The organism is Nocardia sp. NPDC051900 (genome assembly GCF_044452545.1).
In the GTDB taxonomy this organism is placed as follows: Bacteria; Actinomycetota; Actinomycetes; order Mycobacteriales; family Mycobacteriaceae; genus Nocardia; species Nocardia sichangensis.
Genome location: NZ_JBITBU010000025.1, coordinates 37,864 through 59,380, shown reverse-complemented (window position 1 = coordinate 59,380; position 21,517 = coordinate 37,864). Strand labels below are relative to the sequence as shown.

Below are 21,517 nucleotides of genomic sequence, written 5' to 3'. Positions count from 1 at the left end.
CGCTAGGCTGTCGCCGCACCCAGCGCCCACACATATCCGTCGGCAACCCACATTGCGTGAACCGGTGCGGGAAGCTCATACCGTTGGGGACGACTCTGGCGGCACCGACAGCAATCCGCCACCGGTCCGCCGACATCGAACACGACTATGAGCAGCCGGTAGAAATCGTCCGCAACTCCGCGAAATATCCGCGCAGTCCTCAGGCACAAACTCGGTCGTTGCCGACCACTGCGAACTCGCTCGCCGCCATTCCGCACCTGACGGCCAGGTTTTGAGCAAGTGACCGGGACCGGCCCTCGGCAGCGCCGCTGTCACCGGCCGCGTCCGACGCGTCACGACGAGTCCCGGACCATCACGAACCACGGACTCCCCGTCATGGTCCCGTCGTCGGCGCGACACCGTTGTGGATGGCTTGCGCGACAGCTGGATGGGCAAGGTACTCAGCGATGCTGTGGGCCCGTTCCTTGGGATTGTCGACGGGAATCTCCCGCAGTTGTCCCTTCCAGATATGGCGCAGCGGGCATCCGATGGTGATCGGATCCACCACGGACCAGGCATTCAGCCAGTCGCCGACACGCTCCGGCCGGTGCGGTCCTCGGACCAGGAGTTTGTTGTAAACCGCGTCCAGCCCCAGGGGACTGCCGAGAGTGAGCAGCACGGCGACGTCGAGCTGGGGCTGGAGCCGGGTGAGCAGATCCATCGCGACCACGGTGCCGAGGCTGTGGCTGACGAGGGTGAGCCGTCCCGATGCGGGAACGGTCTCGAGGACACAGTCGAGTACCGCTTGCCGGATCTGCTCGTCGGCGAGGTACGAAGCGACGTCCCGGAAGACTTGGGCGATGATGAGCTCGTCCAGGTCGGTACGGGCGGCGAGCCAGCTGAGCTGCCGCTGCAGCCTGCTCACGATCGCGCTGCCGATCGAACCGAGTCCTTCCGCTTCGACCCGGTCGGTCGGTTGCCCGTCCTGGGCGGGCATGCCCGCGTCCGCGGCCGCGTTCTGCAGGATCTGTTCGTACAGCCGGCGAGCCTGCGGCGTGGTCGGCGCCATTGCCAGCGCATGATCGACGGCCATGGTCTCGGGCGCGAGTGCCGTTTCCTCCGTGGGCTGCAGCAGGGCTGCCAAACGGTCGCCGTAGAACGGGAAGAAGGCATCCGCTGGATCGAACGTGCTGAGACCGGCGAGGGTGAGGCCCTTGTTGAGGCCGGCGGTCCACTCGCGGCGCAGAAGTTCGGGATCGCGACCATGCTGGCTGCGGCCATGCAGGAACAGCAGGTGACGTGTGCCGCCGAAGGCGCCTGCTCGGGCGGTGACGCCGTGGCGGAGTTCCGTGCTTTCACGCGGCGCCGAAGCCGGACCTATCAGTTCGGTGCGGTCCTCGGCAGGTGCGAGGCGGGGGCGGATTGCCGACGGTCCGCCGACCGGCCCGGCGTTGGGACCGAGTTCGGCGAGAAACTCGTGGTCGCGCGCCGAGCGCTGCAGTCCGGCCAGGTGCGTGAGGATCGCACTGATGCGCACTCCCTCGTTGGCCCTCCAGGCAATCGCGTCGTCACCGTCGCCTTCGTGCCAGACTGTGCCGTCGCGGCGCAGAATCCGCCCTTGCTCGTCGGTGCGCGGAACGCCGGAGTGGTGCAACGCGACGACCTCCCATTGGTCGTTGAAGACCGGCGAGCCGGAGTTCCCCGGTTCGGTGTCGGTCGAGTAGTGCAGGAAGTCATCGAGCTGCAAGTCGAGCTGGTTGCGGCGGATTCCGATCTCCTTGAGCCTGCCCATCGGGTGCCCGATGACGTTCATCGCCTCACCGATGACGATCTTTCCCTGGTCCATGATCAGCCGGTTCCACCAGCCGACGGCGTCGCCGGGCGGCTTGCCGTCGGCGCCGGGACGAACCGGTACCAAAGTGAAATCCAGGTGCTCATCGGTGACGAAGAAGTCGGGGTCGAGACGGAACCGCACAGGAAGGCGAGGGTCGTTGTCGATCGTCGTCTCGGCGCCGAACTCGATCACGACCTGCCGGGCGGTGTCCTGATCGGGAAGTACGTGATTGTTGGTCAAGAGCAGCCGGGGCGACACCAGGAACCCGGTGCCCAGCGGTACTTCTCGGCCGTTGCGGCTCAGCGATATCCGCGCGACCGACGCCGCCGTGCGAGCACCGCGGGAAAGGAAGTTGGCCGGTTGGAGTTCGTTGCTGGCGCCGATGATCCGCTCGAGCGTCGTGATCCGGTCGGAGGGCTCGATCCGGCCGGCTTCGATCATGGCCTCGACCGGCATCTCGCCGCTTGTAGCCAGCCGCTGCGCCCGAGCGCTGATCTGTTCCGGAGAGTCGACAACCGGACTGTCCTTCATTTTGCGACGTTGCTCGATGTCTTCGCGCTTGGTCTCGGTCGCGACGTAACGCTCTGCGGCGGCCCCGATCTGCTTCAACCACGCCGCTTGGACTTGTTCACGAGAGTTCATGGTGCAACCGCCTGGAAACAGAGGTTGATGTGGTCATGTCCGCTACTGGCGGAGTGTTCCTCAGGCGCGTCACACCACCGTCACCTCAGCGTTTCGCCCAGCGCGGCATTTCCCGACAGTGTTCGTCGTCTATCGTCACCGAGCCCGTGCGACTCGTGTCAGCGATTCCGGAGCGACTCGACCGCCGGGGCGTCGCACTTCTGGACGCGGAGGAGGAGTTCGTCGAATTCCGGCGACGGCTCGGTGTCGAACTCGGCCCACAGCAGGTCTCGGTATCGCCGGTATTCCCGAAGGGCGTCGATCTTGTTGCCCTGCGCGAGATGGATTCGCATCAGAATCCTGCGGGAGCTTTCTCGGAGCGGCTCTGCCGCCGCCACCGCCGACGCGGCCATCAGGGCGGCGCCGACCTGCCGACGCTCCAGCAAGGATTCGGCCGCCGCTTCCAGCGCCGCGACCCAGCCCAATCGGTACCGTTCCCGGTCGACGACCACCCACTCCTCGTCCCAGTCCGCCAGCAGCGCTGCGCGATCCAGCAGCAGCGGAACGCGCGCGAGATCCTCCGAGCACGGCTGGTGAACCAGTTTCTGCGCCAATTCGGTCAGATACGCCAGATCGACGACCACGTCCGGATGGAGGCGAAGACGGTCGCCGTTGATCTCCACGACTGCGTCCTGGATACGGCGCAAGCGCCACAGGGCGGTTCGCAGACGCTGCGCCGCGCAGTGATCAGCGCACTCCGGCCACAGCGCGCCGGCGAGGCGGCCACGAGAGACCGGCCGGTTCAGCAGTGCCAGATAGGTCAGCACCCGCTCCGCCGCGTGCGGAATGGAAAGTCGGCGGTCGCCGCTGTGCAGGGCGAATTCTTCGATCAACGTGAGCTGGAAACACGTCGCATGCGTGGCATTATGGATGAGCACCATTTCACTACTCGATCGGGGCGTCGGTCTTCATTTCGCGGGCGTACGTCGACCGGTCGATCTCGGCTATCGCACACCGGCCATCATGCCCAGGTCACGAACTGTCGGCGCGAGTAGCCGACTACGCGATCGCGAGACAACGCACGTCGACGAATGACTCTCGTCGCCACGCCCAGAACGAACCGCCGCGTAGCGGACTACTCGCATGCGGTATCAACGGAGTGAGACCCACGATCTCGCACTATCGAAGCAAAACTGCTCTACGTAAAGCGGTCCGGAGAATCTTTGTGGACAGCGATGAGTTCTCCGACGGTGCTCCGTCCTATCCGGTGAACGCGCTACCAACGCGGCGCACCGACCAGAAGGACCAGGAATGACCACCGCCGACCCCACCACCAACTTCTCCAGCGACGTCGCCGACCGTCCCGGCAAGGTCCGCAACCGCGTCCTGTGGGCCCTGCAGATCCTGCTCGGCCTGTTCTTCATCATCGCCTCCGGCGGGCCGAAACTCGTTATGCCGAGCGCCTTGACGGACAACGCTCCCGAGAATCTGACCATCCCCCTCGGGTTGCTCGTCTTCATCGGAGTTGCGGAGGTGGCGGGCGGTATCGGCCTGATGGTGCCACGGCTCAGTGCCCTGGCTGCCGCAGGCCTGTCCGTTCTCACCGTGCTCGCCGCAGCGACGCAGGCTTTCATCGCGGACAAGCCCTTGATGGGAATCTTCCCTTTGGTGCTTGCCGCGATCTTCGCCTGGATCGCCTACGAGCGCCGCGCCACCATCACGGAACTGCGCAACTCGCTGTCGCGATGACGAATCCATAAGTGCGACCGGGCGTTGGCGGCAGGCCCAGAGCCTGAAGCCTGCCTCCATCCGATGAGCGCCGATGAGTTTCGAGCGTGTAGGAGGTCTACCCCGTCATGAGGAAACTGATCTACGGGTTCAGCGTGACCTTGGACGGCTACATCAACGACCGCGACGGCAGCATCGACTGGACCAACCCCGACGAGGAGCTACACCAGTTTCACAACGACCGTTACCGCGAGATCGAGGTCTCGCTGCATGGCCGTCGCCTGTACGAGCTGATGGCCGAGTACTGGCCTCGTGTGCCCGCGGACGCGCCGCGCATCGAGCGGGAGTTCAGCAGGCTCTGGACGGAGAAGCCGAAGGTCGTCTTTTCCCGGACGCTCACCGAGGTCCACTGGAACAGCACGTTGATCAGCGAGAACGCGGTCGAGGAGGTCCGCAGGCTCAAGGCGGGAGGCGATGGCGTCATGGAGATCGGTGGCGCGAGCCTCGCGGCTTCGCTGATACCACACGGGCTGATCGACGAGTATCAACTGTTCGTCTTGCCCGTGGTGCTCGGCGGCGGCACACCGCTGTTCCCATCGTTGGACAAGCGCATCCAGCTCCGATTGGTCGAGACGAGGCACTTCGACACCGCAGTGATGCTGCGCTATCTCGCCGACTGAGCTCCGTTCGACCGCGGCCCTCGTCACCAGACACGGCCGACACCGTAAGCGAGTGGCTCCGCGGCATCGGCCCCGGAGCCTCCGCAAAACCTGTTGGTCGACCGCGGCGACCACTGCTAGCCTTCCGGAAGCCGTGCCAGTGAACGAGGAGGTGGTACCCGTGAACGCAGTATCTACATGGGTGCTCCCCTCTGGGGTCACGGTCGGGCGATAGATCGTCCGGGAGCGCCGTTCAAGAGCACTCCCGAAAGGCACGATCGTGCAATTCACTTCTGAACAGCGCCTCGACGACGGAATCCTCGAGCGCGAATTCACCCTTGGCGAGATCCCCGGCATCCTGTGGACGCCCGGATCAGCATCCGCGCCGGCGCCGCTGATCCTGATCGGCCACCCAGGCGGACTGGACAAGATGTACCCCCGACTGGTTGCCCGGGCCCGGCACTCCGTGGCGGAGGGCTTCGCCGCCGCCACCATCGAGCTCCCCGGCAGCGGTGACCGGCCCCGTTCGGCTGCCGCCGAGCAGGTCCGCGCCGACCTGCACCGGGTGCTACGGGCTGGCGAGCCGGTCACCGACGACATCGTCGACCGGCTCGTCCTCCCGCTGGTCGACCAGGCGGTCCCAGAATGGCGGGCCGCCCTGGACGCCCTTCTCGCGCTGACCGAGATCGGCGGGCCGGTCGGGTATTCAGGCGGGGTGATCTCCATCGGCACCCGGCTGGCGGCGGTCGAGCCGCGCATCGTGGCCGCCGTTCTGTTCGCCGGGAGTTTCGTGCCGCGCGCCATATTCGAGGAGGCCCGACAGGTCACTATTCCACTGCATGTCCTGCTGCAGTGGGACGACGAGAGAAACGACCGGCAGATGGCCCTGGACCTGTTCGACGCCTTCGGCTCCAAGGAGAAGACGCTGCACGCCAATATGGGCGGGCACACCGGCGTCCCGCAGGTCGCGGGAGAGGAGGCAAACCGGTTCTTCGCCCGGCACTTGAAGTGAAGCCGGCCCGACAGGCCGACATGGAGGCGGATAGCGGCCGACTCGTCGAATCCGCGCATTCTCGGGTTATGGGGGTGACGGCTGCTTCAAACTGAAGTGTTGGGCCCGGCGATGATCAAGCGCATCTCCGGGCCCGACTCAGCTCCCCACTCGCCTCCCGAAATTTCCTCAGCTAGGTGTTCCCGGGGGCGGGGTTGAGTTACTCGCGAACCTGAGCGTTCATCGTGGGATGCGTGTCACCGCTGTCCGCGTCCAGCCCTGCGAGCAGACGCAGCCCGTCCTCGGCGGGGCTGCCGGGGAGCGCGGACAGCACCAGCAGCTCCATGCCCGTTTCGTCAGGTAGTGCGAAGTTCTCCTGATGCAGTTCCAGCAATCCGACCAGCGGGTGCCGGTACGCCTTGCGTCCATGCGTGCGGGCGCGCACGTCTGCGCGGGCCCAGAGGCGGCGGAAGCGCTCACTGCCCATCGCCAGCTCACCGATAAGCGAGGCCAGGCGGGGGTCCTCGGGGTATTTGCCTGCGGCCAGGCGCAGGTGCCCGACCACGTCGAGGGTGCAATTCTCCCAGTCGGCGTAGAGGCCGCGCTCGGCCTCCTCGAGGAAGATGTGCCGGGCGGTGTTCAGGCCCGGCATCGGTCGGCCGTAGAGAAGGCCGGCGAGCCGATTTCCGGCGAGCACGTCCATGCGGTGGTCCATGATCAGCGCGGGCGCGTCGGCGACCAGGTCGAGGACGCGTAACAGCTCCGGTCGGACCCGTCCGCTCGGCGCCTTCGCGCGGCGGCGGCGCTGCCGGGCGAGCCGGTAGAGGTGCCCGCGTTCGGTCTCATCGAGGCCCAGGACGCGAGCGAGCGCGTCGAGGACCTGCTCGGAAGGCTGGGTCGCGCGGCCCTGCTCCAGGCGCACGTAATAGTCGACGCTGACCCCGGACAGGTGCGCGACCTCCTCGCGGCGAAGCCCTTCGACCCGGCGGCGCCTGTCGATGGGAATGCCGGCGGTCGCCGGGTCGACCCGGGAACGCCGGGTCCGCAGGTAGCCCGCAAGATCGTCCACGTCCCCAGTATGGCCTCGGTGGTGCTCGTGAAGGTGGTCCTGCCGTTACCAGGAAGTCCCGTCCGACGGAAGAAGCGTCTCTGAACACCGGGCGCAGCGGTGCCCAGGATCGAAGGCACCTGATCCGAAGGAGTTCCCATGAAGGCGCTGATCGTCTACGCCCACCCCGAGCCGAAGTCGCTCAACAGCTCGCTGAAGGACCTCGCTGTGTCCACATTGGAGACAGCCGGGCACGAGGTACGAGTGAGCGATCTGTACGCGATGAACTGGAAGGCGGTCGTGGACGCCGCGGACTACGGGCCCCACGCCTCGAGTCCGCTGAAGGTCGCCCTGGACTCCGGCCGGGCCTTCGACGCCGGGACGCTTACCCCGGACGTCGCGGCCGAGCAGGAGAAACTGCTGTGGGCCGACATGATCATTTTCCAATTCCCGCTGTGGTGGTACACGATGCCCGCGATCCTCAAAGGCTGGGTAGACCGCGTGTTCACCTACCACTTCGCATATGGCGTCGGCGAGCACAACGACAAGAAGTACGGTGAGCGCTTCGGCGAAGGCACACTCGCGGGCAGGAAAGCTCTGCTGTCGGTGACCGCCGGCGGCCCGGAGTCGCATTACGCCGCCCGCGGCATCAACGGCCCGATCGAGGATCTACTGTTCCCGATCCACCACGGCATCCTCTACTACCCGGGCATCGAAGTGCTGCCGCCGTTCGTGCTGTACGGGACCGACCGGATGACCGGCGAGGACTACCCGGACGTCGCCAAGGCTTGGCAGCAACGCCTGCTCACCCTGGATTCGACCGAGCCGATCGCGTTCCGGCGGCAAAACTTCGGTGATTATGAGATCCCCTCGCTGCAGCTGAAGGAAGGGCTGGAGCCCTCGGGCCGCACGGGTTTCGGGCTGCACGTGCGCGGCTGACCGAAGGGGGCAACCCGCGCCTGCAGCCCTCCTCGCCGGTGCGGCACGAACAAGCTCGGGTGCTACGTCGCCGTTACAGTTCCGGGCGGCCTCGTCGCATTCGTGACCCGAAATCTCCGAGCCCGATGCACCTCGAAAAGCGTGTGTGGCGGCGCGTCGTCTCAGCGAGACTCTGGTCGGGTACCTGCCCTGAGCGCCCCGGAGGGGGGCGACAGCCGAATTCCGGCTGCGCGGACACCGCACCGATAGGTCCTGAGCCTGCTGGTCATTCTGGGGTTGGTCATGTCGAGCCGGAAACGACCGCCGTCTCAGTCGTGGGGATAGAGGGTGCGCTCCCAGATGACGGCGACCGTGTCGACGGCCGCGTCCACCGACTCGGGTGCGGCGCCGACGACCTCGTCGAGCAGATAGTGCACGTTCATCGCGACCAGGGCCCGGGCAACCGACACAGCGGGAAGCCGCTCGTCGGCTCGCGTGATCGTCTCGGCCGCAACCTCTTCCAGTGGAGCCAGGAACTCCTGCCACAACTGGGCGGCCTCCGCGTCCCGCTGCGAGGCCACGGCCAGGGTGCGCAACAAGGCGCCGTCGCATTGATACATCCGCGCGGCCGATTCCAGCGCGGCACGCGCGGCCGGGCGGGGATCGGCCGCAGTGCGCCACCGGGCGATGGCGGCATCGGTCTCGGCGCGCAACGGAGCGAGTAGTTCGCGCAGCAATGCGACCCGATCCGGGAAGTACACATAGAACGACTTCCGCGACAACGTCGTCCGGGCCATGATCGCGCTCACGGTCACCGCTTCGGATGCCTGCTCACGCAGCAGCGCGCCGGCCGCTCCCAGAATCTCCGCACGAGCCTCCGCCACGGTGCGCCTACGCCGTTTCACCTCCGCTATTGCCACAGTGGCAGTATAAGCAATACAGTTACTGCCACCCTGGCAATAAGGAGTCGCGTGGTCGCCCATACCTTTCGAAGATCAGCGGAGATGACTGCCACACAGTGGTATTGCTCCGTCGTCGGACTGTTCCTTCTCATCCGGTCGCTCACCACACTGCTCGGCGATCCGGCATTCTCCCTTCCTGGATCGGGATGGCGCGCGGCCCTGCAAGCGGTAGTCGGCATCACCCTGCTCGCCGGGCTGCGCACCCGGCCCATCCCGGTGGTCACCGGAGTCGGAATCCTCTACGCGATCGAAACCGCCCTGGGCATCGTGGGCGGCGACGCCATTCTCGGCGTCATCCCGGTCGACATGCGCGACCGCATCGTGCATCCAACCCTCGCGATAACCGCCGCCCTCGCGGTCTTCGCGACACTGCGTCACGCGAAGCGCCGAGGGCCAGTCGATGCCTGACGCTCCTACGGATGACCTCGTGGCCCGAGCCTTCGACGAAGAGTGCACCGCCTGGGCACGGGCCACCGCCACACTGACGGCACACCAGTTCACATTGCCAACCCCATGTCCACCATGGACAGTCGCCGAACTCATCGCGCACGTCACAGCCGCGATCGCTCGCGTCCCCGACGGCTTGGCCGCTCCCCCGCCCGCCCGCGCAAACCTCGATGCCGCCGGCTACTACCACCCGCGCATCTTCGACGCGACCGCCAACGCCGCACGAGTGTCGGCGGCCCAGGACGCCGCAGCGGCACATCCGAATCCAGCGGCGCTCGTCGCCGCCTTCGACCATCAACGCCGCCGCGCTCTGCGCGCCATCGCCGGACAACCGCCCGAGCGGCTCCTCGTCACCCGATGGGGCGACGGCATGACTCTGCGGGAATTCCTGCTCACCCGCGTCGTGGAACTGGCCCTGCACGGCCTCGACCTGGCCAACGCCCTCAGCACCCCCGCTTGGACCACACCCGCGGCCGCAGCCGCCGTCACCGACTTTCTCGGTGTCGGCGCAGCCGCCACGCGCCTTGGCTGGGACCGAACCACCACATTGGCCAAAGCAAGCGGGCGTGCACCACTCACCGCCGACGAACAGTCCGAACTCGCCCGCGCCCGGATACCCTGGCATCAATTCGGGTAGGGACGTCCTCCACCCACTCGTCCACCGATGACTTTCGCGGCACGAATGCCACTCTCCGAGAGGAATTTCGAGGTATTGCTCCAGTCGAGCCGATGAGCTCGGCCGAAAGTTGAATTCGACGTCAGAATTGAATACTGTCGGTGGCCGCCACAGCATCCGAACACGAGGTGGACTCAGGGATGGAAACACGCGATCCGTTGGACCGGTGGCTGCGGCTCGGCAGCCGCCAGGTCGCGACGAACGGGATCGAGTTGCGCGTCGTCGACCACGGCGAAGGCCCTGCGGTGGTCTTCTGCCACGGCTTTCCCGAACTCGGGTTCTCCTGGCGTCATCAAGTCTTCGCGTTCGCCGAGGCGGGATTCCGTACGCTGACCCCGGATATGCGCGGGTATGGTGGCAGCTCCCGCCCGGATCGGATCGAGGACTACGACATCGTCACCCTTTGCGCCGATCTGGTCGGCCTCCTGGACGAGTCGGGCCTCGATGACGCGATCTTCGTCGGCCACGACTGGGGCGCGTCGGTGGTCTGGCAGTTCGCGCTGCACTATCCGAGTCGGGTGCGGGCGGTCGCGGGCCTGAGCGTCCCGGCCACTCCGCGCTCCTCGGCCCCGCCGGTGGCGATCCTGCGGTCTCGGCTGGGCGACGACTTCTACATGTGCTGGTTCCAGGAACCTGGGCCGGCCGACGCAGCACTGGCGTCGGACGTGCGCCGCACCCTGCTGCAGGACGACGTCATCAGCGCTCGCGATCTGCAAGGCGCGAAGCAGGCGGTCCCGGACTGGTCGAGCGAAGCCGAACTGGGCTATTACGTGCAGACTTTTACCGCCACCGGCTTCACCGGCGGTCTCAACTACTACCGCAACCTGGACCGGAACTGGGAACTCACCGCGCACTTGGCCGAAGCGAAGATCGACCAGCCCGCGCTGTTCATCGCGGGGTCGCGGGATCCGGTCATCCGGTTCACCCCGACCGCCAAGATGACCGCCGTGCTGTCGGACCTGCGCGGGTCGATCATGCTGGACGGCGCGGGGCACTGGATTCAACAGGAACGCGCGGCCGAAGTGAACGCCGCCCTGATCGACTTCGCCCGCAGCCTCGACTGAGCCGAAGAAACGGGGCGGCGGCGCCGTGAAGACCTACGCCGCCCGGCCGGAGCTGCTCAGTCCCGCTCGCGGGCCATCGATGGGCGCAATTCGAGCACCCCGTCGTCGGGTCCGAAACCGAGTGATCGAGCGCGCGCGATTGATTCGTCCAAGGCCGCGGCGACCGTGTCGGCGAATTCCGCCGGGCGGCGAGACACCCGATCGACGTTCATGCTCAGGAACTCGAACGAGCTCGCGACCTCGCCGACGGTGCGATTGACCAGATACGAGATACCGCGCGCGACCTTGTCGGTGCGCCCGAGATCGCAGACGTGCACCGAGACCTCATGTCCTACCAGCACTTCCCGGTAGTAGGCGACGTGCTGCTCCATCGCGAACAGACCGAACTCGCCGGACCCGGTGTAGCCGAGCGCACGGTGTTGCTGCCACATCGCCTCGCCGTGCAGCCGAAAGTAGTGCGTCACGTTCATGTGCCGGTTGCCGTCCTCGAACTCCGGCGGAATCTCCCTGGTGAACGCGGCGGGGACCGCGAGTACCCGGGTGATCTCCGGCCGCACCGCGGCCACCTTCACCCGGCTCATCGAGATTCGGCCTGGATCGCCTGCCGGTAGCGCTCCGACAGCACGGACGGAAATCCCAGATCGCCTTCGATGACCCGTACCGCCAACGACGAGGCCAGAGCGCGCAGACGTGCGCACCCGTCTTCGCCGATCGCCTCGTACGGATAGACCGCCAGCTCGTCGGTCCTGTCCTCGATCGCCCTGCGCCGGGCGGCGCCGTGCTCGCTCAGAGCGCCGTTTGCCAACCACCCGCGGGCACGAAGCCGGTCGACGCCGGATGCCCAGTCCTGCTCACTCCAGGATCGGCTGAGGCGCAGTACCTCGGCGGCGACCTCGCCGGTCGCGCTGTGCGTGATCAGTGCTTCGATACCGTCCAGTCCCTCCGTCGCCAGTAGCGCCACATGGCCGGGATCCTCAAGGCCGAGGTCGCGATACGCCTCGGGGCCGTGCGGGGTGAAGTAGATCATACCGTGGATCGGCTCGAGGGCGCGGAAGGTCAGACGAGCACTCCGCGGGGAGACCGTGGTCAAGAGACTGCTCCGATATCTCGTGGTGCTGAAAACTCGACTTCGATAGTTACCCGAATCCGATGTCAAGTTCAAGATATGGGTAGGCGTAGGGCCGCTCTTCGTCGGCGCCTCGTGCGGTAAGCCCAGCGTTTCATATTGAACATGAACTCAGATTCAACTACGCTCGGGTTGCGAAAGCATGCCCGGATTGCCGGACAATCGCCAGTGCTCGGCCGCGCCGCTGACAACTGCACGCATTCGACAACGTGACGCCGCGTCCGGCGGCACGGAGCGGAAAGGAACTCTCATGACCGGTCCCACCTCCGTACCCGCCGAGCACCGGGCGACCGCCGTGCTGTTCGACTTCGGGGGTGTGCTGACGTCCAGCGTCTTCGAGGCGTTCCGAGAGTTCGGCGAGTCGATCGGCTGCGATCCCCGCCTACCGCTGCGCCTGTTCAGCGATGACGTGGAGGCCCGGGCGCTGCTGGTCGCCCACGAGGAGGGACGCATGGGCGAGCGAGAGTTCGAACAGGGCTTCGCGGCGCGGCTGCGTGCGCACGGGGTCGAGGTGGACGGAGCCGGGCTCGTTCACCGCATCCAGTCCGGCCTGCGAGCCGACAGCGCCATGATCGAGCTGGTGACCGAAGTCAGGAATGCGGGATTCCGTGTTGGGCTGCTGTCGAACTCACTCGGCGACGACTGCTACGCCGGATTCGACCTCGCTTCGATGTTCGACGCCGTCACCATCTCCGGCGAGATCGGTGTACGCAAGCCATCGCGGCGCGCGTACGACATCGCCTGCGCCCGTTTGAATGTGGAGCCGGGAGCCACCGTAATGGTGGACGACCTGCCACAGAACATCGTCGCGGCCGAACACGCGGGGCTCACCGGCGTCCTGCACCGCGACGCGGCGGACACCATCGAGCGGCTGTGGGCCGCTCTCGGCCCGTCGTGAGTTCGGCTCGCAAGCACCTGTTCAGCGAGAACCACGAAGGGCACCCCGAAGGTGCCCGAGCACCAAGGAATCCACCGACGCCGTGCTGGCCGAGAATGCGAGCCCGGACGCATCCAATTCAGAGCGTCAGCACGAACTTTCCGATATTCGCTCCGGTGAACATCGTGTCGGGCAGTCATTCGTGCGTCAGAGCGCTCCCAGTTCGGAATCGCCCGCGGGCAGCGCGTCGAAGACCAGCACTTCGGCCGGATGACTGAGCGCGTCGCCCAAGGCCTCGTTGACCTCACGCAACACCGCGCTCTGGCCGTGGGCGCGCAACGCTTCTTTCGACGCCCATTTCTCGATCATCACGAATCGACCTGGTTCGCCGATCCGTCGATGCAGTGCGTAGAGCAGACAGCCCGGCTCGGCGTGCACCGCGGGCGCGGCCGTCCGCAACGTCCGCTCCACCAGCTCTTCCTGGCCCGGCTTCGCGATCATGGTCGCCACCACCACACAGGGCTCGGCCATACGTTCCTCCTCTTGAAGTGGGTTGTGCCGCTTCGTCCTGTCCGGCTACGGTCGCTTGCCCCATGAAGGGTCGCGGCGGCGCAACTCCATCTGGGCGATCGTGCGCTTGTGCACCTCGTCCGGCCCGTCCGCCAGACGCAAAGTGCGCAGATGCGCGTACATGTTCGCCAAAGGGAAGTCGTCGGAGACACCACCACCGCCGTGGACCTGGATGGCCCGGTCGATCACCTTCAACGCGACTTGGGGCGCGGCCACCTTGATCGCGGCGATTTGGACCCGCGCGTTGCGATTTCCGACCGTGTCCATCAGATAGGCGGCCTGGAGTGTCAGCAACCGCGCCATCTCGATCTCGATGCGGGACTCGGCAATCCAATCCTGGATATTGGCGCGGTCGGCCAGCGGCGCGCCGAACGTCGTCCGCGCTTGCGCTCGGTCGATCATCAGGTCCAGCGCCCGTTCGGCCATGCCGATTGCTCGCATGCAGTGGTGGATCCGTCCCGGCCCGAGCCGGGCCTGGCTGATCATGAACCCGTCGCCCTCACCGGCCAGCAGCGCGGTGCGCGGCACTCGGACGTTCTCGAACACCACCTCGGCGTGCCCTTCCCGGTCCTGATACCCGAAGACGGGCAGGTTGCGCAGCACCGTCACGCCAGGGGTGTCGATCGGGACGACCATCATGCTCTGCTGACGGTGCACGGGCGCATCCGGATCCGTCTTGCCCATCACGATGAGAACCTTGCAATTCTTGTGCAAGGCGTTGGAGGTCCACCACTTCCGGCCGTTGAGCACGTACTCGTCGCCGTCGGGCCGCATGCGCAGCTCGATATTGGTGGCATCGGAGCTGGCGACCGCCGGCTCGGTCATCGCGAAAGCCGAGGCGATCTCGCCGTCCAGCAGCGGACGCAGCCACGTCTGTTTGTGCTCGGGCGTGCCGAACAGCGTCAGCACTTCCATGTTCCCGGTGTCGGGAGCGTTGCAGTTGGTCGCCTCCGGCGCCAGATGCGCGCTTCGTCCCATGATCTCGGCGAGCGGCGCGTACTCCAGATTCGTCAGGCCCGGACCCCACTCCGGATGGGGGTGGAACAGATTCCACAGACCGCGCTTGCGCGCTTCGGTCTTGAGTTCTTCGAGAATCGGCGGGTGGAAGTGCGGATCACCGGACTCCGTCATCTGTGCGTGGTAGACCGCCTCCGCGGGGTAGACGTGCTCGTCCATGAAGGCGAGCAGATCCTCGCGGTATCGGCGAGATCGCTCCGAGAGCTCGAACATGGCGACTCCTCGTGCTGACTGACGGCTGCCTACGCACCGTATTTGAATTCGACTTCAGATTCAACTTCGCTTATTGCCGCGTCCGCCCGCAATGCCGACGACGCGCGCGATCTGCCCAGTTGCCGAGCCGACCGGCGCCCGCCCACGACGGTCTCACCGGGGCGTCGAGAGCTGTGCCGGTCATCGGTTGTTCTACTCGAGTGCTTCGATCCCGATGCGCAACAGCGGTTCGACCCCGGATCCCACGGTCTCGAAGCCGGATCCCACGGTTTGCCCGTGGAGATGGCGGTAGTGGATGCCTTCGAGGATCGCCGCGAGTTTGAAGGCGGCGAGCCCCAGATAGAAACCGAAGTGCGCGAGGTCGCGGCCGCTGTGTTCGGCATAGCGGTCGAGCAGTTCGGCCTCGGTGAGGAACCCGGGCGCGAGCGCCACGTCGCTGACACCGGTGACGCCGATCTCGCCGAGGCGGCGATACAGCAGCAGGAGCGCCACATCGGTGAGCGGATCACCTAAAGTGGCCATCTCCCAATCGATTACGGCGACCACGCGGTCTTCCGAGTCCATCAGGATGTTGTCGAGCCGGTAGTCGCCGTGGACGATTCCATCCGGAGACTGCGGAGGCTGGTGGGCCGCGAGCCTCCCGTACAGCGCGTCCGCACCCGGCAGTTCCCGGGAGTAGGAGGCGTCCAATTGCTTCTTCCAGCGGTGCACCTGCCGCACCAGGAACCCGCTCGGACGTCCGAAATCCGCGAGTCCGGCTGCCGCGGGATCCACGGCGTGCAGAGCGGCCAGAGCGTCGACCATTCCGGTCGAGATGGTTCGCGTCCGGTCGGCGCCGATCGCTGTGAGTTCGGCCGCCGTGCGGTAAGGCGTCCCGATCACCCGCTCCATCAGATAGAAGGGCGCGCCGAGGATATCGGGATCCTCGCAGAGCGTGTAGGTGGCGGGAACGGGTACGCCGGTGCCGGCCAGCGCGGTCATCACCCGGTATTCCCTGGACATGTCGTGTGCGGTTGCCAGCACGTGACCGAGCGGGGGTCGCCGCACGATCCACGCCGACCTGCCGTCGCTGATCTCGTAGGTCAGGTTGGATTTCCCGCCTGCGATCAGGCGGCCGGTGAGCGGCCCGGCGAGCAGATCCGGCTCGACATCGGCCAGCCATGCCGCCAGGCGATCCAGATCCAAGCCGGGCAGATCCTCGCGGTTACGGTCGCTCATCAAGGCACCAGCACCGCGACCGTCTCGGCGACACACGCGGGCTTGGCGGCGCCGTCGATGTCGACGGTGACGCGGCTGACCGCCTGGAATCCCAGGTTCGCAGGCGCGAGCGAGAGCAACTCGACTCCCGCGCGCAGCCGGGACCCCACGGGAACGGGCGCGGGGAACCGCACCTTGTTGGCGCCGTAGTTGACGCCCATCGACAACCCTTCGACGCGATAGATCTGCCGGGTCAGCATCGGAATGAGAGACAGCGTAAGAAATCCGTGGGCGACGGTCGTGCCGAACGGTCCCGTCGCCGCTTTCACCGGATCCACGTGAATCCACTGGTGATCGCCCGTCGCGTCGGCAAAACGGTCGATCTGCTCCTGGGTCACGGTGTACCAGTCGCTGTATCCGAGGTGAGTTCCGATGGCCTTCTCCAGCTCGGCCAAGCCCTGGAATACCTTCATCGGTCGCTGTCCTTCCGTCCTTGTCCCGAGGTCCGCCGGCCACATAGACGACCTGGCCGGACACGAATCCCGCTCCCTCGCTCACCAGGAACGACACCGTGTGCGCGCTCGCTCACCAGGAACGACACCGTGTGCGCGATGTCCTCGGGCGTCCCCGCGCGAGCGACCGGGATCTGTGCGATAACCGCCTTCTTCAATTCCTCGAAGGACCCACCCATTTGTTCGGCCGTGGCCGCGGTCATGTCCGTCAGGCCTCGTCGAGCGCCTTTGATTGCGTGCGGTGATGACGACCTTTGCGCCCTCGTCGACCAGCCGCTGGGCGATGCCGAGACCGATGCCGCGACTGGCGCCGGTGACGATGGCGGTCTTTCCTTCGAACGATCACTTATCAACGCTGCCCACCTTGCGTGATAGCTCAGTCCGATTCGAGCCGCAGCGCGTTGACCCACAGCTGCGTCAGGGTGGTGACGAGCTTCTCGAACGGGATGCGCTGATTCTGGACGAAGACCAGGTAGGCCATCCGGCTCACCATCACCGACAAGGCGTGCGCGGTGATCATGGGATCGAGGTCCGCGCTGGCCCGGCCGGATTCCTGCAGCGCGCTGATCATCTTCGCGTTGCGTTCCGCGAAAGCCTTGCCTCGTTCCATCCGCAGCCCGCGGAAATCCTCGTTGATCAGGGCGACCTCCTCGAGCACGGCCATCAGGCGCGCATTGCGCTTGTAGGAGCGAAGGTAGTCCCGATTGGCCGCCTCGATGAGGTCGCGCGGGTCGGTGACGCCCGTGCGCTCGCGAACGTGGGGGTGCAGCATCTCTTCCTGCACCTGTTCCGCCACCGCCGCGAAGATCTCTTCCTTGCCGTCGAAATAGGTGTAGAACGACCCCGACGCCGTCCCGGCGGCCTTGGAGATATCGGAGATCTTGGCATCGAGGTATCCGTCGCGCTCGAATACCTCGCGCGCCGCGGCGATCAGCGCGGCGCGTGTGCGTTCGCCGCGCTTGGTGCGCGGAAGTCCTTTACGAGACTCGGCCTCACTCACAACGGACTCGGACACCAACGCTGGCCACTCACTGTCGGTCGACGGGACGTTTGTCGCGTTCACGGTATCACCGCGAACAGCGCGAACAGGTGGTCGAGGCGGCGCGCACCGCCACCACCGCAGGGCACTTCGTCGCCGAACGGATCCGGTCCTCGAAGCGGCATGGCCACAGCTGGAGTCCGACATCGGAACCGGATCAGCAGAGGGCTCACCGCATTCGGCGCTAACTGATCGGCAGCGCGCTGAAGATCGGGTTGTAGGCCCAGCTCACCATGCGCTCGGCGTCATCCTTCGCGGCAGCGCCGCTGTCGGGTGAGCTGTGCAGGACCACACCGATCAGCGGTATTCCTGCCCTGACCGTCTCGAACAGCAGGCAGGTTCCCGCAGCGTCGGTGTATCCGGTTTTGATGCCGATGGTGCCGGGATAGTCGTGCAGCATCCTGTTCGTGGTCTGCCAGAGGTGAGCGCGGTTGCCCGGGCCGGCGGGCACGTGATAGCTCTGCGAACTGACGATCTCCCGGAACACCGGCAGGCTCATCGCGCGCAGGCCGAGGGCGACCAGGTCCGCCGGTGTGGAGTAGGTGGAGTGGTCGGTGGGGGCAGGCAGCCCGCTGGGGTCGGCGAAATATGTTCCCGCCAGGCCCATCTGACGCGCGGTGTCGTTCATTTTGGCGATGAAACCGTCTTGTCCGGGCCCGTAGGCTTCGGCAAGGGTATAGGCGGCGTCGCAGCCGGACGGCAGCATCATCGCGTACAGGAGCTGTCGCGCGGTGAGCACCTCGCCGGGGACCAGGCCCGCGGTGCTTCCGTCGTATTCGGTGTCGTAGGCGATGATTTCCTGCGGCACGGTGATGGCCCGGTCGAGGTCGCCGGCATTGATCACGACCAGTGCCGTCATCACCTTCGTGATGCTGGCTATCGGGACCGGGGTGTTCGGCTGTCGCGACCACAGCACCGTGCCGGTGATTCCGTCTGCCAGCGCCGCACCCGACGCCTGCACCGCATCCGGCCCAGACGTCAGCCAGGGCAACTGGATATGGGCGTCGCTCGCGGCGGGGGCGGCCGCGACACCCTGACCGGCTACCACAACCAGCGCCCCGGCGACGACAGCGTGCAACAATCGAGCAAATGTCCGCATCGCCACATTCTGCCGTGGCGTTTCCCTGATTAACGGCATTTCATCGGTCGAGTTGCCGCGCAACTTCGGCGACAGCATCTAATGAGCTAATCCAAGCGCCTCCGAGCTGGACGCTTCGGTCGACGGCCGAAACAGCTGGTCTCGTCAGTCCGTGGTCACCTTGACGATCGTTCTGCCGCGGGTGCGCCCGTCGGGGCTGAAGGCCGCGGGGGCGCCGGCCAGGGAGCAGACGCCGCTGACGAGCGGGATGAGACGGCCATGACGGAGGCGAGTGACCAGTTGGGCCAGTTGCTCGCGGTTGGGCTCGACGACGAAGAAGATGGCTCGGCCGTCGTGAGGGTGGATGGCGGGTGGACCGGCGATGGTGACGAGGGTGCCGCCGGGGCGCAGTAGCGCGGTGGAGCGGTCGCGGATGTCGCCGCCGATCACGTCGAGTACCACGTCGACCTCGCCGACGTCCTCCAGGAGCTCTCCGTCCAAGTCGACGAACTCGTGGACGCCGAAATCTCGGGCCGCGTCCCGGTCGGAGGCTCGGCCGGTGCCGATGATGTGAGCTCCCGCCTCCTGGGCGAGTTGTGCGGCGACGGAGCCGACGGCGCCACCGACTCCGTGGATGAGGACGGTTTGGCCGGATTCGAGGTGAGCGTGGTCGAACAGCGCCTGCCAGGCCGTCAGACCGGAGATCGGTAGCGCGGCCGCGGCGACGTGGTCGACGTCAGCGGGGAGCGGGGCCAGGTTGCGGGCTTCCACGGCGGTGCACTCCGCGAGCGAACCGTTGCGCGCCCAGTCGGTCGGTCCGAAGACGCGCTGGCCCACCGTGAGGCCAGTGGTGCCGTAGCCGAGCGTGACGACTACACCTGACAGTTCGTGGCCGGGGACACTCGGGGTGCGGTCGCGACCGGCGCGATCGGTCCACGTCCCTGGCCAGTCGAGCTCGCCGCGGGTGAAGCCGGCGGCGTGGACTTGCACGATGACGTCGTTTTCAGCGGCGTGCGGGTGGGGCAGATCGGTCAGGGTCAATCCGCCGATGCCAGCTTCGCGATCCCGGACTGTGATGGCTCGCATGAAGGTCCTTCCGGTCGTCGGAGTACTGGTCGGCTTCGACGTTACGCACTCGAGCTCCGCCATCGGCGGTCCACTTGGAGGTGTAGCGGGGGGCCACCTTCAGGTCGGGCCTAGCGGTCAGAATGGCCGCGAACCCCTCGACGCCGGTTCCGAGCACACGCCCGATGAGAACTAGTTGTTGCTGGCCAGGAGGTTTTTGACAGTGGCGAAGGGGCAACAGCTCGAGTGACTGAGCTTGGGCCGGCTCGCGCGGTGGCGCTGAGGACCTTTAGGATACGAACCGTGCCGTATTCAAACAGTGGTGTCACAGCGAGAAGTCCTGGCCGGCCACGTGACGTCGCCCGAGAGGGCGAGATTCTTCGCATCGTCCTCGAAGTTATGAGTGATTCGGGTGTCGATGGTGTCACGTTCGAGGAAGTCGCTCGACGTGCTCAGGCATCGAAAAGGACTCTGTATCGCCGGTGGGCGACAAAGCAGGAGATGATCGTCGCCGCCATCAAGGCAGGCCCCGCCGCGGGCAACAAGCCTGAGCCGATCGATACAGGCTCCCTGCGGGGAGATCTGCTTGCCCTGCTCGAGCGGTTGGAGGCGACGATGAATGCCGGCGAGCCGATCAGCCTGACGATCATGCAGGCGGGACTACGTGACCCCGAACTGTGCGAGCACATCGAGGCCTCAGCCGGCCCCACGGGTGCCCGGTTGACCGATACCGTCCTGCGATCAGCAATAGAGCGCGGTGAATTACCGGCAACAGCGGACCGCTTCGCTTACGAGGAAGTCGCCGCAGCGGCACTCGTCATCCGCAAGCTCAATGGACTGTCAACTGATGCAACCTACCGCGAAGCCTTGGTCGACGCAGTGCTGATCCCCGCGCTCTGCAGCGGCGTGAACGCCGGCCAGCACGGCATCTTCTCCGGCAGACCGACACGGTCAGCCCCCCACCCGCACCGATGAACGAGAGAGACCCCTTGACCGACCTCACGATTCCCGGATTCACCTACGAACGCCTCACCGGCGTGGACGGAGTCGAGCTCAACGTCGCGCATGCGGGGCAAGGCTCGCCCGTGGTTTTCCTGCACGGGTTCCCGCAGACGCATCTGATGTGGAGTGCCGTCGCCAGTGACCTCAGCCGCGACCACTCCGTGCTCGCCATGGATCTGCGCGGCTACGGGGAGAGCGATAAGCCGGACGCCGCAACGCCGGAGACGTATTCGAAGCGCACCATGGCCTCAGATGTCGTCGAGGTTGCCGCGCGGCTGGGCCATGACCGATTCGCCGTCATCGGTCACGATCGTGGCGCGCTCGTCGCCGTTCGCGCGGGCCTCGATCACCCCGGGACGGTCACCCACATCGGGATCTTGGACGTGCTCCCGACGATGGACACGTGGGATGTCCTCCAGGGCGTCGAGGCAAAAGTCGCTTGGCACCTCTACCTCATGGCGCAACCCAAGGGGCTCCCTGAGAAGATGATCGACGCTGTCGCCGAAGAGTTCTTCACCTCGTTCCTCGATGCCTGGGACCCCACCGGCTCCACCTTCTCCCCTGAGCTGCGCCGTCACTACGTGTGCGCATCCATGGCGGCCGTGCCGTCCATCGTTGCCGACTACCGAGCCACGGCGAGCATCGACCTCGACATGGACCGGGCAGACCGCGCCCAGGGGCGGCAGCTCACGATGCCTGTGGCCGCGATTTCCCAAGATTGGGGCAGCCGGCTCGGATTCGATCCCACCGAGGTTTGGGGCGCATGGGCACCCGACTTCACCTACGAACCGATCAACGCCGGGCATTTCATGGCTGAAGAGAATCCCGCCCGGATTGCTGAGTTCGTCCGGCAGCTCTTGACCCGATAGGTCACGACCGGGACCGACGGCACAG

Annotated in this window: 23 protein-coding genes and 2 pseudogenes; 10 read left to right on the top strand and 15 right to left on the bottom strand. The window is 66.2% G+C overall.

Features of this window, described 5'->3' with window-relative positions; genetic code table 11:
• Nucleotides 1-373 precede the first annotated feature (373 nt).
• Together ACIA5H_RS32810 and ACIA5H_RS32805 are read right to left on the bottom strand one after the other, a co-directional pair.
• Nucleotides 374-2,455 (bottom strand): trypsin-like peptidase domain-containing protein, encoded by a 2,082-nt coding sequence (locus tag ACIA5H_RS32810; RefSeq protein WP_397079717.1) that lies wholly within the window; start codon nt 2,453-2,455, stop codon nt 374-376.
• 158 nt (nt 2,456-2,613) lie between these two features.
• The gene (locus ACIA5H_RS32805) at nt 2,614-3,375 is read right to left on the bottom strand and encodes a BTAD domain-containing putative transcriptional regulator (protein WP_397079715.1); all 762 of its coding nucleotides are present in this window, start codon (nt 3,373-3,375) and stop codon (nt 2,614-2,616) included.
• Nucleotides 3,376-3,745: 370 nt separating this feature from the next.
• Here ACIA5H_RS32805 and ACIA5H_RS32800 point away from each other — a divergent pair, with 370 nt between their 5' ends.
• The 3 genes from ACIA5H_RS32800 to ACIA5H_RS32790 all read left to right on the top strand — a co-directional run bounded on the left by ACIA5H_RS32800 (nt 3,746) and on the right by ACIA5H_RS32790 (nt 5,833).
• Nucleotides 3,746-4,183 carry a DoxX family protein gene (locus ACIA5H_RS32800; protein WP_379252281.1) on the top strand — a complete coding sequence of 146 codons (438 nt, stop codon included), beginning with the start codon at nt 3,746-3,748 and terminating at the stop codon, nt 4,181-4,183.
• 107 nt (nt 4,184-4,290) lie between these two features.
• Nucleotides 4,291-4,842 (top strand): dihydrofolate reductase family protein, encoded by a 552-nt coding sequence (locus ACIA5H_RS32795; protein WP_397079713.1) that lies wholly within the window; start codon nt 4,291-4,293, stop codon nt 4,840-4,842.
• A gap of 259 nt (nt 4,843-5,101) precedes the next feature.
• Nucleotides 5,102-5,833 carry an alpha/beta hydrolase gene (locus ACIA5H_RS32790; RefSeq protein ID WP_397079711.1) on the top strand — a complete coding sequence of 244 codons (732 nt, stop codon included), beginning with the start codon at nt 5,102-5,104 and terminating at the stop codon, nt 5,831-5,833.
• Between the two features lie 199 nt (nt 5,834-6,032).
• Here ACIA5H_RS32790 and ACIA5H_RS32785 read toward each other — a convergent pair whose 3' ends face one another.
• Entirely contained in the window at nt 6,033-6,881 is an 849-nt protein-coding gene (locus ACIA5H_RS32785) for a helix-turn-helix transcriptional regulator (protein WP_355078139.1), read from the bottom strand.
• Between the two features lie 138 nt (nt 6,882-7,019).
• Between ACIA5H_RS32785 and ACIA5H_RS32780 the strand changes: the two genes are divergently transcribed.
• Nucleotides 7,020-7,799, top strand: coding sequence for an NAD(P)H-dependent oxidoreductase (locus tag ACIA5H_RS32780; RefSeq protein ID WP_397079708.1), 780 nt, complete (start codon nt 7,020-7,022; stop codon nt 7,797-7,799).
• A 308-nt stretch (nt 7,800-8,107) separates the two neighbouring features.
• On the opposite strand, the gene ACIA5H_RS32775 is transcribed toward ACIA5H_RS32780, so the two are convergent.
• Nucleotides 8,108-8,698 carry a TetR family transcriptional regulator gene (locus ACIA5H_RS32775; RefSeq protein WP_355078141.1) on the bottom strand — a complete coding sequence of 197 codons (591 nt, stop codon included), beginning with the start codon at nt 8,696-8,698 and terminating at the stop codon, nt 8,108-8,110.
• Nucleotides 8,699-8,782: 84 nt separating this feature from the next.
• Here ACIA5H_RS32775 and ACIA5H_RS32770 point away from each other — a divergent pair, with 84 nt between their 5' ends.
• The 3 genes from ACIA5H_RS32770 (at nt 8,783) to ACIA5H_RS32760 (ending at nt 10,927) form a co-directional block, all read left to right on the top strand.
• Nucleotides 8,783-9,148, top strand: a complete 366-nt coding sequence (locus ACIA5H_RS32770; RefSeq protein ID WP_397079705.1) for a hypothetical protein — start codon at nt 8,783-8,785, stop codon at nt 9,146-9,148.
• Between the two features lie 19 nt (nt 9,149-9,167).
• Nucleotides 9,168-9,824, top strand: a complete 657-nt coding sequence (locus ACIA5H_RS32765; protein ID WP_379252276.1) for a maleylpyruvate isomerase N-terminal domain-containing protein — start codon at nt 9,168-9,170, stop codon at nt 9,822-9,824.
• A gap of 179 nt (nt 9,825-10,003) precedes the next feature.
• Nucleotides 10,004-10,927, top strand: coding sequence for an alpha/beta fold hydrolase (locus ACIA5H_RS32760; protein WP_397079703.1), 924 nt, complete (start codon nt 10,004-10,006; stop codon nt 10,925-10,927).
• Between the two features lie 56 nt (nt 10,928-10,983).
• Here the strand turns inward: ACIA5H_RS32760 and ACIA5H_RS32755 are convergent, their stop codons facing one another.
• Both ACIA5H_RS32755 and ACIA5H_RS32750 read right to left on the bottom strand, forming a co-directional pair.
• Entirely contained in the window at nt 10,984-11,508 is a 525-nt protein-coding gene (locus ACIA5H_RS32755; RefSeq protein WP_379252274.1) for a thioesterase family protein, read from the bottom strand.
• Nucleotides 11,505-12,017, bottom strand: coding sequence for a hypothetical protein (locus ACIA5H_RS32750; RefSeq protein ID WP_397079701.1), 513 nt, complete (start codon nt 12,015-12,017; stop codon nt 11,505-11,507). Before ACIA5H_RS32750 ends, ACIA5H_RS32755 begins: the two co-directional genes overlap by 4 nt.
• A gap of 286 nt (nt 12,018-12,303) precedes the next feature.
• Here ACIA5H_RS32750 and ACIA5H_RS32745 point away from each other — a divergent pair, with 286 nt between their 5' ends.
• Entirely contained in the window at nt 12,304-12,951 is a 648-nt protein-coding gene (locus ACIA5H_RS32745; RefSeq protein ID WP_355078146.1) for an HAD family phosphatase, read from the top strand.
• A 186-nt stretch (nt 12,952-13,137) separates the two neighbouring features.
• On the opposite strand, the gene ACIA5H_RS32740 is transcribed toward ACIA5H_RS32745, so the two are convergent.
• The 9 genes and pseudogenes from ACIA5H_RS32740 to ACIA5H_RS32700 all read right to left on the bottom strand — a co-directional run bounded on the left by ACIA5H_RS32740 (nt 13,138) and on the right by ACIA5H_RS32700 (nt 19,642).
• Nucleotides 13,138-13,461 (bottom strand): putative quinol monooxygenase, encoded by a 324-nt coding sequence (locus ACIA5H_RS32740; protein WP_379252272.1) that lies wholly within the window; start codon nt 13,459-13,461, stop codon nt 13,138-13,140.
• 45 nt (nt 13,462-13,506) lie between these two features.
• A complete protein-coding gene (locus tag ACIA5H_RS32735; protein WP_355078148.1) occupies nt 13,507-14,730 on the bottom strand; it encodes an acyl-CoA dehydrogenase family protein in 1,224 nt (407 codons plus the stop codon).
• 192 nt (nt 14,731-14,922) lie between these two features.
• The gene (locus tag ACIA5H_RS32730) at nt 14,923-15,948 is read right to left on the bottom strand and encodes a phosphotransferase family protein (protein WP_397079762.1); all 1,026 of its coding nucleotides are present in this window, start codon (nt 15,946-15,948) and stop codon (nt 14,923-14,925) included.
• Entirely contained in the window at nt 15,948-16,400 is a 453-nt protein-coding gene (locus ACIA5H_RS32725; RefSeq protein WP_356964160.1) for a MaoC family dehydratase, read from the bottom strand. The genes ACIA5H_RS32730 and ACIA5H_RS32725 overlap by 1 nt, the downstream gene beginning before the upstream one ends.
• A gap of 22 nt (nt 16,401-16,422) precedes the next feature.
• Nucleotides 16,423-16,648, bottom strand: a pseudogene (locus ACIA5H_RS32720) (hypothetical protein); the annotation flags it as partial.
• A 19-nt stretch (nt 16,649-16,667) separates the two neighbouring features.
• Nucleotides 16,668-16,760 (bottom strand): annotated as a pseudogene (locus ACIA5H_RS32715) (SDR family NAD(P)-dependent oxidoreductase); the annotation flags it as partial.
• Nucleotides 16,761-16,815: 55 nt separating this feature from the next.
• Nucleotides 16,816-17,439 (bottom strand): TetR/AcrR family transcriptional regulator, encoded by a 624-nt coding sequence (locus ACIA5H_RS32710; protein ID WP_379252270.1) that lies wholly within the window; start codon nt 17,437-17,439, stop codon nt 16,816-16,818.
• Between the two features lie 223 nt (nt 17,440-17,662).
• On the bottom strand, nt 17,663-18,655 hold the full coding sequence (locus tag ACIA5H_RS32705) for a D-alanyl-D-alanine carboxypeptidase family protein (protein ID WP_397079697.1): 993 nt from the start codon (nt 18,653-18,655) through the stop codon (nt 17,663-17,665).
• A 66-nt stretch (nt 18,656-18,721) separates the two neighbouring features.
• Nucleotides 18,722-19,642 carry an NADP-dependent oxidoreductase gene (locus ACIA5H_RS32700; protein ID WP_397079695.1) on the bottom strand — a complete coding sequence of 307 codons (921 nt, stop codon included), beginning with the start codon at nt 19,640-19,642 and terminating at the stop codon, nt 18,722-18,724.
• A 378-nt stretch (nt 19,643-20,020) separates the two neighbouring features.
• On the opposite strand from ACIA5H_RS32700, the gene ACIA5H_RS32695 reads away from it, so the two are divergent.
• Both ACIA5H_RS32695 and ACIA5H_RS32690 read left to right on the top strand, forming a co-directional pair.
• Nucleotides 20,021-20,596 carry a TetR/AcrR family transcriptional regulator gene (locus ACIA5H_RS32695; protein ID WP_397079693.1) on the top strand — a complete coding sequence of 192 codons (576 nt, stop codon included), beginning with the start codon at nt 20,021-20,023 and terminating at the stop codon, nt 20,594-20,596.
• Between the two features lie 14 nt (nt 20,597-20,610).
• On the top strand, nt 20,611-21,492 hold the full coding sequence (locus ACIA5H_RS32690; protein WP_397079691.1) for an alpha/beta fold hydrolase: 882 nt from the start codon (nt 20,611-20,613) through the stop codon (nt 21,490-21,492).
• Nucleotides 21,493-21,517 lie beyond the last annotated feature (25 nt).